The sequence below is a fragment of the Rhodococcus sp. K11/5 genome (assembly GCF_055193735.1).
Genome location: NZ_CM143721.1, coordinates 1,326,251 through 1,342,287 on the forward strand (window position 1 = coordinate 1,326,251; position 16,037 = coordinate 1,342,287).

Annotated in this window: 13 protein-coding genes and 1 tRNA gene; 6 read left to right on the plus strand and 8 right to left on the minus strand. The window is 68.0% G+C overall.

Annotated elements, in window-relative coordinates; all coding sequences use genetic code 11:
* Positions 1-17 precede the first annotated feature (17 nt).
* From ACY466_RS06445 to ACY466_RS06465, 5 genes are all read left to right on the plus strand, one after another.
* Positions 18-374: a hypothetical protein gene (locus ACY466_RS06445; RefSeq protein WP_463250809.1), complete on the plus strand. Its 357-nt coding sequence runs from the start codon at positions 18-20 to the stop codon at positions 372-374.
* Complete coding sequence (locus ACY466_RS06450) at positions 374-2,107, plus strand: sodium/solute symporter (RefSeq protein ID WP_463250811.1); 1,734 nt, start codon at positions 374-376, stop codon at positions 2,105-2,107. The genes ACY466_RS06445 and ACY466_RS06450 overlap by 1 nt, the downstream gene beginning before the upstream one ends.
* A 165-nt stretch (positions 2,108-2,272) precedes the next feature.
* Positions 2,273-2,653, plus strand: coding sequence for a DUF485 domain-containing protein (locus ACY466_RS06455; RefSeq protein WP_463250813.1), 381 nt, complete (start codon positions 2,273-2,275; stop codon positions 2,651-2,653).
* Positions 2,650-4,293 (plus strand): solute symporter family protein, encoded by a 1,644-nt coding sequence (locus ACY466_RS06460; RefSeq protein WP_463250815.1) that lies wholly within the window; start codon positions 2,650-2,652, stop codon positions 4,291-4,293. Before ACY466_RS06455 ends, ACY466_RS06460 begins: the two co-directional genes overlap by 4 nt.
* 62 nt (positions 4,294-4,355) lie before the next feature.
* Positions 4,356-4,787: a type II toxin-antitoxin system Rv0910 family toxin gene (locus tag ACY466_RS06465; RefSeq protein WP_463250817.1), complete on the plus strand. Its 432-nt coding sequence runs from the start codon at positions 4,356-4,358 to the stop codon at positions 4,785-4,787.
* 15 nt (positions 4,788-4,802) lie between these two features.
* Here ACY466_RS06465 and ACY466_RS06470 read toward each other — a convergent pair whose 3' ends face one another.
* The 4 genes from ACY466_RS06470 to ACY466_RS06485 all read right to left on the minus strand — a co-directional run bounded on the left by ACY466_RS06470 (position 4,803) and on the right by ACY466_RS06485 (position 10,759).
* Entirely contained in the window at positions 4,803-5,534 is a 732-nt protein-coding gene (locus ACY466_RS06470) for an energy-coupling factor transporter transmembrane component T family protein (protein WP_463250819.1), read from the minus strand.
* Positions 5,531-7,594, minus strand: coding sequence for an ABC transporter ATP-binding protein (locus ACY466_RS06475; protein ID WP_463250822.1), 2,064 nt, complete (start codon positions 7,592-7,594; stop codon positions 5,531-5,533). The genes ACY466_RS06470 and ACY466_RS06475 overlap by 4 nt, the downstream gene beginning before the upstream one ends.
* 287 nt (positions 7,595-7,881) lie before the next feature.
* On the minus strand, positions 7,882-9,246 hold the full coding sequence (locus ACY466_RS06480) for a DEAD/DEAH box helicase (protein ID WP_463250823.1): 1,365 nt from the start codon (positions 9,244-9,246) through the stop codon (positions 7,882-7,884).
* A gap of 163 nt (positions 9,247-9,409) precedes the next feature.
* Positions 9,410-10,759, minus strand: coding sequence for an HNH endonuclease (locus tag ACY466_RS06485; protein ID WP_463250825.1), 1,350 nt, complete (start codon positions 10,757-10,759; stop codon positions 9,410-9,412).
* Positions 10,760-10,971: 212 nt separating this feature from the next.
* Between ACY466_RS06485 and ACY466_RS06490 the strand changes: the two genes are divergently transcribed.
* Complete coding sequence (locus tag ACY466_RS06490) at positions 10,972-11,574, plus strand: TMEM175 family protein (RefSeq protein ID WP_463250827.1); 603 nt, start codon at positions 10,972-10,974, stop codon at positions 11,572-11,574.
* Here the strand turns inward: ACY466_RS06490 and ACY466_RS06495 are convergent.
* From ACY466_RS06495 to ACY466_RS06510, 4 genes are all read right to left on the minus strand, one after another.
* Positions 11,559-12,455: a DUF3089 domain-containing protein gene (locus tag ACY466_RS06495; RefSeq protein ID WP_463250829.1), complete on the minus strand. Its 897-nt coding sequence runs from the start codon at positions 12,453-12,455 to the stop codon at positions 11,559-11,561. The two genes, ACY466_RS06490 and ACY466_RS06495, sit on opposite strands and share 16 nt — an antisense overlap.
* Before the next feature lie 93 nt (positions 12,456-12,548).
* Positions 12,549-12,624 (minus strand) — tRNA-Arg (locus ACY466_RS06500).
* Between the two features lie 121 nt (positions 12,625-12,745).
* On the minus strand, positions 12,746-15,289 hold the full coding sequence (locus ACY466_RS06505) for an FtsX-like permease family protein (RefSeq protein ID WP_463250831.1): 2,544 nt from the start codon (positions 15,287-15,289) through the stop codon (positions 12,746-12,748).
* Positions 15,286-15,993: an ABC transporter ATP-binding protein gene (locus ACY466_RS06510; RefSeq protein ID WP_463252158.1), complete on the minus strand. Its 708-nt coding sequence runs from the start codon at positions 15,991-15,993 to the stop codon at positions 15,286-15,288. The genes ACY466_RS06505 and ACY466_RS06510 overlap by 4 nt, the downstream gene beginning before the upstream one ends.
* Between the last annotated feature and the right edge of the window lie 44 nt (positions 15,994-16,037).

The window sequence follows — 16,037 nt, forward strand, 5'->3', positions numbered from 1 at the left end:
CACGGTCGTGACCTGAGATGGCCGATCCACGCGAACGCGTCGTCCTCGCGAAACGCAGCGGCGCCCGCATCGTGCGCACCCGTGTCGAGGTGCAGGAGCAGACCGAGGTCGGCGAGGCCATGATCGACGGTCTCGTGCGCACGCAGTTGGCGCTGGCCCTGCGTACCGCCGTGGTCGTGGTCCTGCTCCTCGGATCCATCCCACTGGTCTGGGTGCTCGCGCCCGCGGCCGGCTCGGTGACGCTCCTCGGCATCGGTGTGCCGTGGTGGACTCTCGCCGTCGGGGTCTATCCGGTGATGCTGATCGCCGGGTGGCTCTTCGTTCGCGCCGCCGATCGCAACGAGCAGGAGTTCACCGAGCTGGTCGATCGCTAGTGGGCTCGTACCTGACGCTCGCGGCGGTCATCGCCTCCGCGGTGGCCACCGTCGCCGTGGGCGCGTACGGAGTTCGGTTGGCGCGCACCACCTCCGATTTCCTCGTCGCGTCCCGTAGTGTCGGTCCCCGCTGGAACGCTGCTGCCGTGTCCGGCGAATACCTCTCGGCCGCATCGTTTCTGGGGGTCGCTGGGCTGATCGCCAAGTACGGGGCCGACGCGCTCTGGTATCCCATCGGCTTCACGGCCGGATATCTCGGACTGTTGCTGTTCGTCTCCGCCCCGCTGCGTCGATCCGGGGCGTACACCGTTCCGGATTTCGCCGAATTCCGTTTGGGCTCGGCCCGTCTGCGTACGCTGGCGATGCTGGTGGTCGCCGGGGTGTGCACGCTGTACCTGGTGCCGCAGTTCCAGGGAGCGGGTCTGACGCTGAACATTCTGCTCGGCGTTCCCGGCTGGGTGGGCGCGGCAGCGATCGGGGCCATCGTCATCGCCAACGTGGTGGGCGGCGGGATGCGCTCGATCACGTTCGTCCAGGCGTTCCAGTACTGGCTCAAGTTGACCGCGGTGGCCCTGCCCGCGTTGGTGCTCACCTTCTACTTCGTCCAGGATCCGCGGGACATGGGTACGCCCGCACCGCCGTCCGTCGAGACGTCCACCTCCGTGGACATCAGTACCGATGTGGTGGTGCAGGTCGCCGACCCGCTCGACGTCGTGGTGCGCGGCACCGTCGACGGTGCGCCGGTCGACGGTGCGGTGACCCTCGCGGAGGGGGACCACGTCCTCTCCGCGGGGACCGTGCTCGAGCTCGCCGCCGGCTCACCGGTTCCCGTGGTGGCCGGTGCGCCCGTGGACGGTGAGACCTGGATGCAACCGGGTAACGGGCTGGGCGGACCGCAACCGCTGTTCCAGGTCTACTCCCTGATGCTCGCGACGTTCCTGGGAACCATGGGGCTGCCCCATGTCCTGGTGCGCTTCTACACCAACCCCGACGGTCCCGCGGCGCGGCTGACGGCACTCACCGTGGTGGGGTTGCTGTCCGTCTTCTACTTCTTTCCCACCGTGCTCGGGGTCTTCGCCCGGCTCTACGTCCCGCAGTTGCTCATCACCGGTGCGTCCGACGCGGCCGTCCTCCTGTTGCCGTCGGCGGCGATCGGCGGACTCGGCGGTCATCTGCTGGCCGCGCTCGTCGCCGCGGGCGCGATGGCCGCGTTCCTGTCGACGTCGTCGGGACTCCTCGTGACCATCGCCGGCGTCCTCAGCACGGACGTCCTCGCCGGGCGGGTGCGCGATTTCCGCATCGCCGCGGTGGTGGCCGGGGCGGGACCGCTCGCCCTGGCGGTCGGCGTCACCACGCTCGATCTCTCGCGCACCGTCGGACTGGTGTTCGCGGTGGCGGCGTCCACCCTGTGTCCGCTCCTGGTCCTCGGGATCTGGTGGCGCGGGCTGACCGCGGTGGGCGCCGCGGCCGGACTCGTCGTGGGCGGCGCCGTCTCCACGGGGGCGGCGTCCGTGGCGGTGCTCGGTGGCGTGCCCGACGACCTCCTCGACGGCTGGGCCTCCGCGATGGTGGGGTATCCGGCCGCGGTGAGCGTGCCGCTGGCCTTCGCGGCCATGGTGATCGGGTCGATGCTCACCCGCAGGACCGTGCCCGCCGACATCGGGCGCATCATGACGGCGATGCACGCGCCCGAGCGGTTGGGGATGGGTGTGGAGCGGTTGCGGAAGGGCTGAGTCTCGTCGTCGCCACGCGGGAAACGTCCGCGCCGCTCGTCGCCGCCCACCGACCGTTCGTCGCACGTGCACGCAGCTCGGCGTGTGACCCCCGCCACGACCTTCCGCTGTGATCGGCATCTCATTACCGTCAGCGCCGTACTCACGAGAAGTCAGGAGCCGCCCGTGACCACCGCAGACGCCCAACCCGGTGCGCAGCCGCCGAAACCCCAGCGTGTCGAACGCCGGGTACCCGAACCCCACGAATTCGTCGAGATGCAGGCGTCGCCCGAGTTCCAGGAGCTGCGCAAGAAGCTGCGCAACTTCGTGTTCCCGGTCTCGATCTTCTTCCTCGTCTGGTACACGATCTACGTCCTGCTCGGTGCCTACGCCAACGACTTCATGGGCACTCCGGTGTTCGGAAACATCAACGTCGGCATCCTTCTCGGACTCGCCCAGTTCGTGACCACGTTCGTCATCACCGGCATCTACGTGAAGTTCGCGAACCGCGAGCTCGACCCCCGCGCCGCGAAGATTCGCGAAGAGCTCGAAGGACCCCTCCAGTGAACTCATTCCTTGCGCAGCAGACCATCGAGGCCGAAACGGTCGGCAGCCCTCTGGTCAACATCTCCATCTTCGGAATCTTCGTGCTCGTGACGATGGCCGTGGTCATCAAGGCCAGCAAGAAGAACGCCACCTCCTCGGAGTTCTTCACCGCCGGCGGCGGCTTCTCCGGTCCGCAGAACGGCGTCGCCATCGCCGGTGACTACCTCTCCGCGGCCAGCTTCCTGGGCATCGCGGGCGCCATCGCCGTCTACGGCTACGACGGCTTCCTCTACTCCATCGGCTTCCTCGTCGCCTGGCTCGTCGCCCTGCTGCTGGTCGCCGAGATGCTCCGCAACACCGGCAAATTCACGATGGCCGATGTCCTGAGCTTCCGGCTCAAGCAGGGCCCGGTCCGTACCGCGGCCGCGCTCTCCACGCTGACCGTCTCGTTCTTCTACCTACTCGCGCAGATGGCCGGTGCCGGTGGCCTGGTCGCGCTCCTGCTCGACATCTCCGATCGCGTCGGACAGTCGATCGTCATCGCGATCGTCGGTGTGCTCATGATCATGTACGTCCTCATCGGCGGCATGAAGGGCACCACCTGGGTGCAGATCATCAAGGCTGCGCTGCTCATCGCCGGTGCCGGCCTCATGACCTTCCTGGTGCTCGCCCGGTTCGGGTTCAACATCAACGACATTCTCGGCAGTGCTCAGACCATGGTCGGGGAGTCGGTGTCCGACACCGTCGCCGCCCGCGACGTCCTCGCCCCGGGTGCGCAGTACGGCGGTTCGGCGATGTCGCAGTTGAATTTCGTCTCGCTCGGCCTGGCCCTGGTGCTCGGCACCGCCGGTCTCCCGCACGTGCTGATGCGCTTCTACACCGTCCCCACCGCGAAGGAAGCCCGTCGCAGCGTCGTCTGGGCCATCTCGCTGATCGGCGCGTTCTACCTCTTCACGCTGGTGCTCGGCTACGGCGCCGCGGCTATCGTCGGACCGGACCGCATCCTCGCCGCGGCCGGCGGGCAGAACTCGGCCGCACCGCTTCTCGCCTTCGAGCTCGGTGGCGTCATCCTGCTCGGCATCATCTCGGCGGTCGCGTTCGCCACGATCCTGGCGGTGGTCGCAGGTCTCACCATCACGGCGTCGGCGTCGTTCGCCCACGACATCTACGCCGGGGTGATCAAGAAGGGCAAGGTCGACGACAAGAAGCAGGTCCAGGTCTCGCGGATCACTGCGGTGGTCATCGGTGTCCTCGCCATCGGCGGCGGCATCCTGGCCAACGGTCAGAACATCGCGTTCCTGGTGGCTCTGGCGTTCGCCGTCGCGGCCGCTGCCAACCTGCCGACCATCCTGTACTCGCTGTTCTGGCGTCGCTTCACCACCCGTGGCGCACTGTTCAGCATGTACGGCGGCCTGATCTCGACGATCCTGCTGATCATCTTCTCCCCGGCGGTCTCCGGTTCGCCGACCTCGATGCTTCCCGACTCGGACTTCGCCTTCTTCCCGCTGTCCAACCCGGGCATCGTCTCCATTCCGCTCGCCTTCCTGCTCGGCATCGTCGGAACTCTCACCTCCAAGGACAACGAGAGCACCGACAAGCAGGCCGAGATGGAGGTTCGCTCCATGACCGGTGTCGGCGCCGAACAGGCTTCCGCACACTAGTCGTCTCGACTCACCGAACCGAACGGACCATCGCGACTTTCCTCACCGGCTAATCTTCACCGGTGGCGAAACTCGAGGTGGTCCGTTCGGTTCCTCTGTCTGCGGAGAAGGCGTGGGAGGCCGCGTCCGATCTGAACCGGTACGACAAGTGGCTCAGCATTCACGACGGTTGGCGCAGCGACATTCCCGACGAACTGGCGGAGGGCACCCGCATGTCGTCCGTGGTCGCCGTCAAGGGAATGCGCAACCGCGTGGCATGGACGGTGCAGAAGTACGACCCGCCGAAGGAGTTGCAGCTCAAGGGCTCCGGCAAGGGTGGCGTGAAGGTGTCGCTGAAGCTGCAGATCTCCGGCGACGGTGACGGGTCCGAGCTGAAGATGACCATCGAACTCGGGGGTGCGCCCCTGTTCGGCCCGGTCGGGTCCGGCGTCGCCCGTGCACTGAAGGGCGACATCGAACAGTCCTTGACGACGTTCGTCTCGCTGTACTCGTGACGTCGTCCTAACCTGTCAGGACAGAACGAACCCGACGACGACGGCCGCGATCACCAACGTGAGAGCGACGGCGTCGGATCGGCCGGGCCGGCGGCGACCGGCCGCGATGCTTCCCGAGCCACCGCGTACCGCGATGGCCTCACCCATGTCGGCCGCGCGCCGAATGGCCACCGACATGATCGCGGCCATGATGTCGACGAGGAACGTGTCCTGCGTCGTGCCGTTGCGGACCGCCTTGCGTGGTCTGAGCTTGCGTGCGGCGACCAGGGTGTAGACGTCGTCGATCAGCATCGGGAGTGCGCGCAGCATCAGGGCGATGGCCGTCGCCCACTCGTCCACCGGTGCACCGACCCGGCGCAACGGGGACAGCAGGGTGGCGATGGCGGGCGCGATGTCCGCCATCGCGGTGGTCCAGACGACGGTGAGCGACGCCCACAGCAGCACGAGGCCGAACAGAACTCCGCGGAAGTAGATCACCACCGCGTCGACGCCCACCACCAGGTTGACCAGGGCACCGAAGGCGATGAGCCCCCAGAGCCACCACGGCGGCTTCGGCACGGCGAAGACCGAGATGCGCCCTGCGATCGCAGCCACGACGAGAAAGGTGGCCACTGCCGCGAGCATCGGCCAGGTGGGGGAGAAGATCAACGACCCACCGAGGGCGGCGACGGCCACGATCTTGGTTCCGGCCCACAGGCGATGCACCGGCGACTCGGACGGCGTCTGGCGGAGCAACATCCCTCTCATCGACTGTCTCCGATCTGTTCCGGGGCGCGATCGGAGAGCAGTACGCCGTTCTCGAGAATCACGGTGCGTGTGCGGACGGATTCCAGGGTGTCGACGTCGTGCGAGATGATCACCAGAGTCAGACCGCCGCGTCGTAGCGCGGTCAACAGTGCGGTGATCTCGCGGCGACCGGGTGGGTCGAGACCCGCCAGCGGTTCGTCGAGCACCAACACGTCGGGGTTCCCGATCAACAGGCCGGCGAGGGCGACGCGGCGCATCTGCCCGCCGCTGAGCTCGTCCACGCGGCGCCCGGCGATACTGCGGTCGAGTCCCACCTGATCGAGGGCATGGCCCACGTGATGCGACCCCACGTGGGTTCCTCCCGCGGCCTCGATGTCCTCGGCCACGGTGCGTCGTTGCAGTTGCAGCCGGGCGTGCTGGAACGCCAGCGCCACCGTGCCGACCTTCGACGAGGTGGCCTTGCCACGGAGCTTCGCGCTTCCCTCGGTCGGGGAGGTCAGGCCCGCGAGGATCCAGGCGAGGGTGGACTTTCCGGAGCCGTTCCCGCCGACCACCAGTAACCCTTCGCCGCGATGGACGGTGAGATCGATCCCGGTCAGGGCGCGGGTCGCCCAGGGAGACCTCAGGTTGTAGACGTGGCCGACGCCCCGCAGTTCCAGCAGGGGTTCGCCCAACGGTGGCGGTGCCGTCACCCGGTGCGGAATCGAGGCCATCCACTCGGGACGATGCACCACTCGTCGGCCCTGGTGGAGGTGCACCACGTCGTCGGCGTGGGCGGCCTCGGTGGACCGGTGCGTGATCAACACGACCGCCATGCCGTGGCGACGGGGCAGCTCGGCGAGCAACGCCACCAACGCGCGCTGCCCGGCGGGATCGATCATGGCCGTGGCCTCGTCGGCCACCAGCAGCTTGGGGCGTCGGGCGAGGGCCGCGGCGACGGCGAGTCGCTGGAGTTCGCCGCCGGAGAGCGAGCCGGTGTCGCGCTCTCCGTAACCGGCCAGGCCGACCTCGGTCAACAGCCCTTCGATCTGCTCGGCATCCGGGCGATCGTCGACGGGCAACCCCCACACCACATCGTCGGCGACGCGCGTTCCCAGAATCTGTGATTCCGGGTGCTGGAGGATCATTGCGGTACCGCCGATGACTCCGAGACCGGTGGGACCGCGCCGCTCGACCCGGCCGCCGGTGGGTTCGGCACCGACCAGAATGCGGGCCAGCGTGGACTTCCCGGACCCGTTGGCGCCGACGACAGCGACGAAATTTCCGGGGACGATCTCGAGGTCGAGGGGGCCCAGCGCGTCGGTGTTCGCACCCCGGTAGCGGTAGGTCACACCGTTCAGGCGTACCGGGACGGGATCCGGGTCGGCGTCGAGCGCGGCGTGGACGTCCGGAAGTTCGCCGCGGGCCTCGAGCTCGCCGAGCCGGGTGAGGGTCGCACGCAGGATCCACCATGCGGCCAGCGCACTGACCACGGTGGAGAAAAACCCCGACGTGAATACGAGCACCCACCAGTACTCCAGCCCGGTGGAGGCACCGTCGGCGACGGTCGTCGCGATGTCGGTGAGAAACGGGATGCGGCCGATGGTCTCGGCCAGTCCGCGGATCGAGTTGTCGAGGATGGCGATGAACAGCTCGCGCAGACCGGTGAGCGCCAGCAGCAGGCCCACGGACGCGGCGCCCACCACGGCCCCGGTGAGACAGGACAGCACGAGAACTCGACCCACGCCGCCGCCGGTCCGCAGCGTGTGACCCACGATGCCGGCCACGATCGACGCGATGACGAACGTCAGTGCGGTTCCGTATCCCGCGGCGACGAAGACCACGACCACTCCGCCGGTCGCGGTGATCGCGAGCGCTCGCACCCGATGACGCTGGGCGATGACGGCGAGCGGGACCACCGCGACGATCTGCAGGGCGCCGGCCACCGGGACGACTTCGCTGATCACCGCGAAGGCGACGGCCAGAGCGGTCATGACCGATCCGGTTGCCAGTTCCTCGGGATGGAGCGCGTTACGCGCGCGCCGGGAGGCGCCGCCGGATGTCGCTGCTCTCGATGTCACACGTCGAGTGTGCCACCGTCGGCGAACCTCTCTCGTCTTGCTGTGAGCTGCACCGGTGGCCAACGGGATCGGTCGAGGAGAGGTGTCCGCACCCCGACACGGTCGCCGGGTGGGAGTCGAAGGACCGACGTTACGGACAAATCGGCTGTACGTGCGGGTTTTCCTCCACGACGACGCCGACAGGGCGGCCACGACATCTCGTCGTGACCGCCCCGAAAGCGTTCGTCACCTCACCCTGGATGAGCAAGGTCACGTGGGGCGCACTCACAGGTGCGCCGGTGTTCCGATCAGCCGCGGTAGCCGGCCGACTCGCTGCGTCCGGCGCGGGTCGGACCGCCGCCGGAGCCCGCCGGACGTCGACGACGAGCGCCGCCACCACCGCCTCCGTTGGCCGCGCCCCGGCCGCCGCGCTGGGCGTGGCCGCGAGCCGACTGCTGACGGGGAGCCGGTGCGGCTTCCTTGGGTGCGGGCTTGACGTAGTCCGCCACGGCGCCGACCAGTTCGTCGACCGCCGCCGAGTCTGCGGTGACCCGCTGCGGGGCGACGTCGATCTTGGCCTTGCGCATGAGGACGGACAGGTCGCGGCGCTGCTCCGGGAGAACGACCGTGACCACGTCACCGGCGCTGCCCGCGCGGGCCGTGCGGCCACTGCGGTGCAGGTACGCCTTGTGCTCGGCGGGCGGGTCGACGTGGACGACCAGCTCGACGTTGTCGACGTGCACACCGCGCGCGGCGACGTCGGTCGCCACGAGCACGCGGGCATCCCCACCCGAGAACGCCGCGAGGTTGCGGTCACGAGCAGCCTGCGACAGGTTTCCGTGCAGGTCGACCGAGGGGATTCCCGCCTCGGTGAGCTGGCGGGCCAGCTTGCGGGCCTGGTGCTTGGTGCGCATGAACAGGATGCGACGGCCGCCGCCGGAAGCGAGCTTCTGCACGAGCTGTTTCTTCACGTCGACGCCGCCGACCTCGAAGATGTGGTGCGTCATCGCGGCGACGGGCGAGTTCTCGTCGTCGACCGAGTGCTGCACCGGGTTGGACAGGAACTGCTTGACCAGCTTGTCCACTCCGTTGTCCAGCGTCGCCGAGAACAGCAGTCGCTGACCCGTGGACGGGGTGGCCTTCATGATGCGGGTCACGCCGGGGAGGAATCCGAGGTCGGCCATGTGATCGGCCTCGTCGAGGACGGTGATCTCGACGTCGTTCAGGGAGACGAAGCCCTGCTTCATCAGATCCTCGAGGCGGCCGGGGCACGCGACGACGATGTCGACGCCGCGGCTCAGCGCGGTGGTCTGACGGGCCTGCGAGACGCCACCGAAGATGGTGGTGACCCGAAGGTTCGACGCCATGACGAGCGGCTCGAGCGCCGCGGCGATCTGGGTGGCCAGCTCGCGGGTGGGGGCGAGGATCAGACCACGCGGGCGGCCCGGGGTGCGGACCGGCTTGGCCGAGTCCGCGAGGCGAGAGACCATCGGGATGGCGAACGCGAGAGTCTTTCCGCTGCCGGTCTTTCCGCGACCGAGAACGTCGCGGCCCTGCAGGGTGTCGGGAAGGGTGTCGGCCTGGATGGGGAACGGTGACGCGATGCCGGCAGCCGTGAGGGCGCGGACGATGCGGTCACTGACGCCGAGTTCGGCGAACGAAGAAGAGGTCATGAAGAGTTCGAGTGCCTTTCGGGCATCGGAGCACTCCCGAGAACGGAGCGCAGAGGGCGAGACTGCCGGTGGGCAGTATCGATCGCCGTAAGAAAAATTCGTGCTGATTCCACGACGTACGCCGCACACCTGGTGCGGCAGCGTTGTCCAGAGTAACCGATGGTCACGTGTGATCGGTGTCTCGCAGACCGCGTGGGGCCGGTTGCGGGGTCGAGCGGGACGTGTAGCGGTGCCCGGTCGGCGTCTGCGTGGTGACGGTGTGCACTCCCTGCGGATCTCGTGCGGTGTCCGCGGACCAGTCGTCGGCCTCCTTGGCCAGATTGCAGGCGGTGCACAACCCCTGCCCGTTCTCGGCCGAGGTCTCGCCGCCGTCGGCATGGCGCCGGACGTGGTCGTGGTGACGGATCGGGGCATCGCACCACGGAGTGCGGCAGGTTCTGTCGCGAAGATCGATGAAGCGCGCCAACCCGCCGGGGAACGCTCGCGCCCGTGATTCCAGGCCGGTCAGTTCCCCGGTGCTCGGGTTCGCGTAGAGCCGCCGCAGCGTGACCGTCGCGGCCTCGTCGGGCGATTCTCCGCGGGCGACCGCCTCGGCTATCCAGGCTCTCGCCGCGGACGCGGGAACGGGTCCGTACCCCGGAACGAAGGCCGGCTCGTCGCCACCTCCGAGCAGTGTCTCGTCGGAGATCACCAGCTGTACGGCGACAGGAGCCCCTGTGGCGGTGGCGGTTCCGGTGATGCGTTCGAACAACAGATCGGTCATCACCTGATCCTGTGTGCGTCCCCCGGCGCCCGTGCCGACCAGTGTCATCGCGTCGCGGCGCAGCGTGGCCCACGCGCACACCGCCTGATCCATCGGCATCGTCGCGGTCAAATACGCCATGTAATCCGGCGCCGGCTTGGTGGTCACGCGCCGCCCCGCAACGGCTTTCGCTTTCCGGCGCACGACGGCAGCGCTGTCGAGCTCGGCAGCGTGCGCCGCGGCCATCGCCGTCAAGGTCGTGGTTCCGATGCCGTCCAGCGTGGCCGGGTCGGCGCACATGCGCCGGTCGACCTCACGGCGGTCATCCGCAGTGAGGCAGGCGGTCTCGCGTACCAGTCGGATGGCGCGGAACTCGTTCAACCGCCCGGCCCGCATGGCGGCGAGCGTGTGGGGCATCTCCTCGGTCAACGCCGTGGCCATGCCGAGGTAGGTGCCGCCTCGGTGGTGCGACTCCATCCGCGCCAAACCGATCTGCAGCGCGATTCCTTGGTCCCACTGCGTCTGTGCCCGGCCACGCTCGCGACGATCTCGGCGGATCTCGGACCTCGCGTGCGCGGTGACCGAGGCCTGCCCGGCCGCGCCGACGGCGTGCAGACGTTCGAGCGCGGTGATCACCTCGATGTCCGCCGAGGCGGTGTCGTAGTCGCGAATGGCGGCGAGCCGTTCGGTGAAGGCATGGATCTCCTCCACCGATGGCGGTGCCGGGTCCGTGGTGTCCGTGCCGACGTCGGCCGTCAGTAGTGCGCTCATCATCCCCCCGAAATAGAACGTGAGTGCGACGATAGAACAGGGGTCCGACACGTTCGTCCGGATCGGTCGAGTCGCACGGCGTGTGCCGATCAATGTCTCGAATCATCATGCACGGCAGAAGTTTCGAGTGATTTGTCGGGTTCTTGCGAGCGGTCGGACACTCTCGAGTCGGTCGACGCGACGGCCCGATCGTTTCGGCGCACAATGACCTGATGGTTCGGGAAAGAGGCTTCGAGCGGCTGGTCAACTTCAGTGACGCGGTGGTGGCCATCGCCGCGACGTTGCTCGTCCTACCGCTCGCCGATTCCGACGCGCCTCGCTCCGGATCGACCGTTCCGGAGCTATTGGTGGAGCACAGGGCCGAGCTGCTGGCCTTCGCGCTGTCTTTCGCGGTGATCTGCAATCTGTGGTGGGTGCATCACGAGGTCTACCGAGACCTCGTGGGCTACACGACCCCCGTGGTCGTTGCGAACTGTGTGTGGCTGGCCTCGATCGTCTTCCTGCCCTTCCCGACCCAGCTGATTTCGTCGGGTGACTCCGACCATCCCGGGTCGGCAAGCCTGTACATCGGCGTGATCGCAGTTGCCTCCGGGGCCATGATGGCGACGCGGTTTCTGGTTGCTCGAACCCCGGAACTTCTCCGAGACGACGCCCGTGGTGAGGCGCCGGTGGTGTCCGCCTCGGTGACCTTCGGGTTGGTACTCGCTGCTTTCCTGATGTCGTTCACACCGGTCGGACTCATCGGCCTCGTGGTGCTTCTGCTGACCGGACCGACGGTTCGACTCGTCGGCCGCGCGCGTCAGCGAGCCAGGTAGGCCGCACTCTGGGTCCGCACCAGGTCGACGAGCGTCTGCTGGGGCAGGGTCAGGTCCAGAAGATGCAGTCCCCACGTCTCGTTGGGCAGCGCGGGCAGGGCGGACGCCCCGGGCCCGTCGATCATCAGGATGTTGTTCGCGTCGCACTGCGCGGTGAGGTTCGGAATCGGACCACGCAGCGCCGCGCGGTCGTTCGCGCCCAACGACGCCGGGTTGGTGCACAGGACACCCTCGCCGCCGTAGCGCGAATCGGGTGGGGGAGTGCGGGAGAACGCCGAGTAGGTCACGACGCAACCGGTCTGCGATTCATCGACGCAGACGTCCATTCCGGGCAGGTCCGCTTCGGTGATGCGAATGCCGGGCACGATCGCGGACACCACCTGCGAGCGTTCCGCGGAGTCCATACCGCGCAGAAGGGTGGTCAGCATGCGTGACCCCTGGGAATGCCCGACCAGCACGACGCCCCGGCCGTTGTTGTGGTTCGCCAGGTAGTCGTCCCATGCCGCCTGGACGTCGGTGAACGCGGACGCGAGTGCGGCGTCGCGTGCGGGTCCCTGATTGCCGGAGAAGAGGGCGGTCAACGTGAGCTGCCCGTACGTCGGCGCCCACACGTTGCAGGCAGAATGGAACGGCCCGGCCTGCAGTGCTGCAGCGGCTGCGATCTCCGGTGTCACGGCCGTGTTCGCGTTGGCCGTCGGTTGCAACGACGCCGTCGGGTAGACGTAGAAGCAGTCCACCGGTGCGTCGGTACCGCCGCCGCACGGGTCCAGGGGCGCGCCGGGTCGGCAGAGCCACGTGGTGGCGGGTTCGGCGGACGCCGCCGGCGCCGTCAGCGCCCAGGCGCCGAGGAGAGCGATGATCACGAACAGGGCGCGGCGCATGGAGAAACTCTAGGGTCCGACAGCAGAATCGGGTGACGAACTGTTCGCTCGGCGAGCGATTTCTCACCGGATCGGTTCATGACTGCGGTGACGTGGTGCCCTCGGCAGGATTCGAACCTGCGACCTACCCTTTAGGAGAGGGTTGCTCTATCCCCTGAGCTACGAGGGCCGAGCTCGGTGAACCGAGCCGCCCGCCAGCACTCTACCGGGGCTTCCCGGTGCTGGGCGAGATGACGTCGAGCTTCCGTCCGATCAGGTGACGAGGCGCCCGCCGTCCGGGTCCCAGCGGGTCAATCCGCAGCAATCGCGTCCACGATGGTCAGCCTTGCCGCGTGCAGGGCCGGCGGAATGGAGCCGAGCAGGCTGAGCAGGAGGGCGATCAATCCGTAGACCAGCACGGACGGCCCCGGGGCGTAGGTGATCGCGATTCCTGTGCTCGCACCGAGAATGAACGTACTCAGATATTGCAGCGCCGCGCCGATGGCCAATCCCAGCAGCCCGCCGACGATTCCCACGGAAACCGCCTCGGCGAGCACCATCCTGGCCAGGGTGCCTCGGTTGCCGCCCATCGCTCGCAACACGCCGAGCTCGCGGCGCCGCTCGAGTACGGAGAGCATGAGGGTGTTGAGCAGAGCGACAGCGGCGACCAGCCCGACGATCCACTGCAGCGCAACCGCCAGCGCGCCGGCCTGTGCGATGGATCCGCTCGCGCCGTCCAGCGCCTCCTGACCGGTGTACACGTTCAGCTCCCGCGGCAGCTCCGAGACGAGTGTGCGCTCGACGGCGGACACGTCGCCGTCGACGGTCACCTCGAGGTAGGTGGCTCCGGGGCGGTCGAAGAAGCGCTCCATGGTGTCCAGCGATATCGCCATGGTGCCGCCGGCGGCATTGAGGTAGTCGACCAGGGCCAACACTCGAACGGGCTGTACCCCGGTCGGAGTGGGTAGTTCGAGGGAGTCGCCGGCCGTCACGCCGAGGGCCGTGCCGAGAGTTCGCGAGATGGCGACGCCGTCGCCGGCGAGTACTCGCGTGCGAATGTCGGGTGTCAGGGCGGACAGGCTGACGGCGTTGCTTCCGTCGGCCACGGCCTGGATGGAGACGAACTGCTCACCGATCGTGGCGTAGGCCCACTGGCCCTCGACGACACCCGATACACCGGGTGTTCGTCGAACCTGTTCCACGGCAGCAGGATCGAGGGTGTCTCCGGCGGGCACCGCGTCCGGTGACTGCAACGAGACGTAGAGGTCGGTACGGCTGAGCGACGACAACGATGCGGTTGCGGACTTCGTCAGGTCGCTGAGGGCGCCCGATACCCCGACACTGACGGCGACCGCGATCACGATCGTCATGACCGTTGCCCAGATGCGGCGTGGCGCGCGTTCGATGGTCGCCGTCGCGAGTCTGCCCGCACCGCCCCATCGCCGTGGTAGCTCGGCGGCGCACTTGACGATGGGTTCGGTGCCCGCGATGCAGAGCGCGAGAACACCGAAGAGGAACACCGCTCCGGCAGCGAGAGCGAGTTGGCCCTCCACCGTGGCGGCGAACACCCACGCGCCGATCACGGCAACCACCCCGACTGCGCCTGCGGCCAGGGTCGACCCGAGGCGGCGCTCGGTCCGCGTCTCACCGCCGCCGACGGACAGGGCCTCGATGGGGGAGATGCGGTACACCTGGACGGCCGCGAGTCCGGACGCGGCAACGCACGCGGCGACGCACGCCACCACCGCGACGGGGATGGCGAAGGAGGGCAGTACGTACTCGACCCGGGCGTCGAACGATTGGAGAAGGAACGGCGGCAGGCTTCCGATCGCGGCGCGCCCCATCAGAATTCCGATCGGAACACCGACCGCTCCGCCGATCGCGCCGATGATCGCGGCTTCGGCCAGCAGGTCACGCACGATGGTGCCGCGGGTGCCGCCGATCGAGCGCAGCAGCGCCAGGGTGGGGCGCCGTTTCGCGATGGTCATGTTCATCACGTTGAAGACCAGGAACCCGGCCACGACGAACGAGATCAGCGAGACCATGAGGGTCGCATTCCGAGTCAGACCGAGGGCGTCGTTCGCTCGGTCCGCTCGAAAGTCTGTGTCGTTGACGGCAACCCGACCGGCCACGGCGTCGTTGACGGCCGCCTTGACCGCGGCCGGGTCTGCACCGTCGTCGTCGAGGACGAAGACGGAGTCGATCTGTCCGGCTCGGTTCGTGATGTTCTGCGCTGCGGCAAGTGGGGCAACGACGAAATTGCCTCCGTCGATCCGTTCCGACCCCGCGCTGTCGATGGTGCCGACGACGGTGGATTCGGTGCCGTCGAGGGTGAGTGTGTCACCGTCCCGCAGGCCCGTTGCGCTCCCGACGAGCACACCGTCGGGCGTTGCGAGAGCGGACGGGTTGGCCGTGATCCCGTCGCGCAGGCCGGAATCGAGAGAGGTGATCGAGGCGTCGACACCGAACAACTGCACGTCACCGCCGCCGGACGTGACCGTGCCGCGCAGCATCGGAACTGCAGCCCGGACTCCGGGAACTGCCCGAACGACGTCGAGTTCGGTTGCGGAGAAACCACTGTCGGTGACTCCGGTGATCTCCAGGTCGGCGTTGCCGGCGATCGACACCGCCAGGCGCTCGACCGAACCGGTGAGCGAGCCGTAGGTTCCCAGCACCGCGATGAGGAGTCCCGCTGCGACGGCGACCACCGCGGTCGAGACCAGGGTGCGGACCCAGTGCGCGCGCAGATCTCGCAGACCGAGAACACGAAATCTGCTGAGGGCAGTGCGGGCAGGCCGGAGGCCGGTCGGGATCAAGCGGGCAGGCCGGAGGCCGGTCGGAGTGAAGCGTATCACCGGCCGGTACTCGAGTCGGCGGAGAGCACGTCGCTGTCGATACGCCCATCGATCATGCCGACGGTTCGATCGGTGAAGCGGGCGGCCTCGAGGTCGTGCGTCGCCATCACCACTGCGCGTGAAGAATCGCTGCGGTGAGCGACATCCGCGAGGATGTCGAGCACGCTGAGCGAGGTCGTGGAATCGAGGTTTCCGGTCGGCTCGTCGGCGATGAGCAGCGCGGGATCCATGATCAGAGAACGCGCGATGGCCACGCGCTGAATTTGCCCGCCCGACAACTGGGCTGGGCGATGCTCGGCTCGATTACTCAATCCGACCATGTCCAACAGCGCCAGTGCGTCGGCTTTCGCCTTCTTGATCGGCAGGCCGTCGAGCAGTTTGGGCACGGCCACATTTTCCCATGCAGACATCGTCGGCAGGAGGTTGAAGAACTGGAAGACGAAACCGACCTGGTGCCGACGGAACTCGGACTGTTCGTTGTCACCGAGCTCCGTCACCTCGATCCCGTTGAAGAGGATCGAGCCGGAATCAGGAGTGTCGAGCGCACCGAGCATGTGCAGCAAGGTGCTCTTGCCCGCCCCGGACGGCGCGACGAGCGACACGAACTGTCCGCCGTTGAGCGTCAGGTCGATTCCGTCGAGGGCACGAACGGGTTCTGCCCCGGTGCGGTACTCCTTCACGACGTTCGACAACGTCAGTTCCAACTCGGCCATGTCGCCGACGCTACTGGTCGATGACGAAGAAGCAG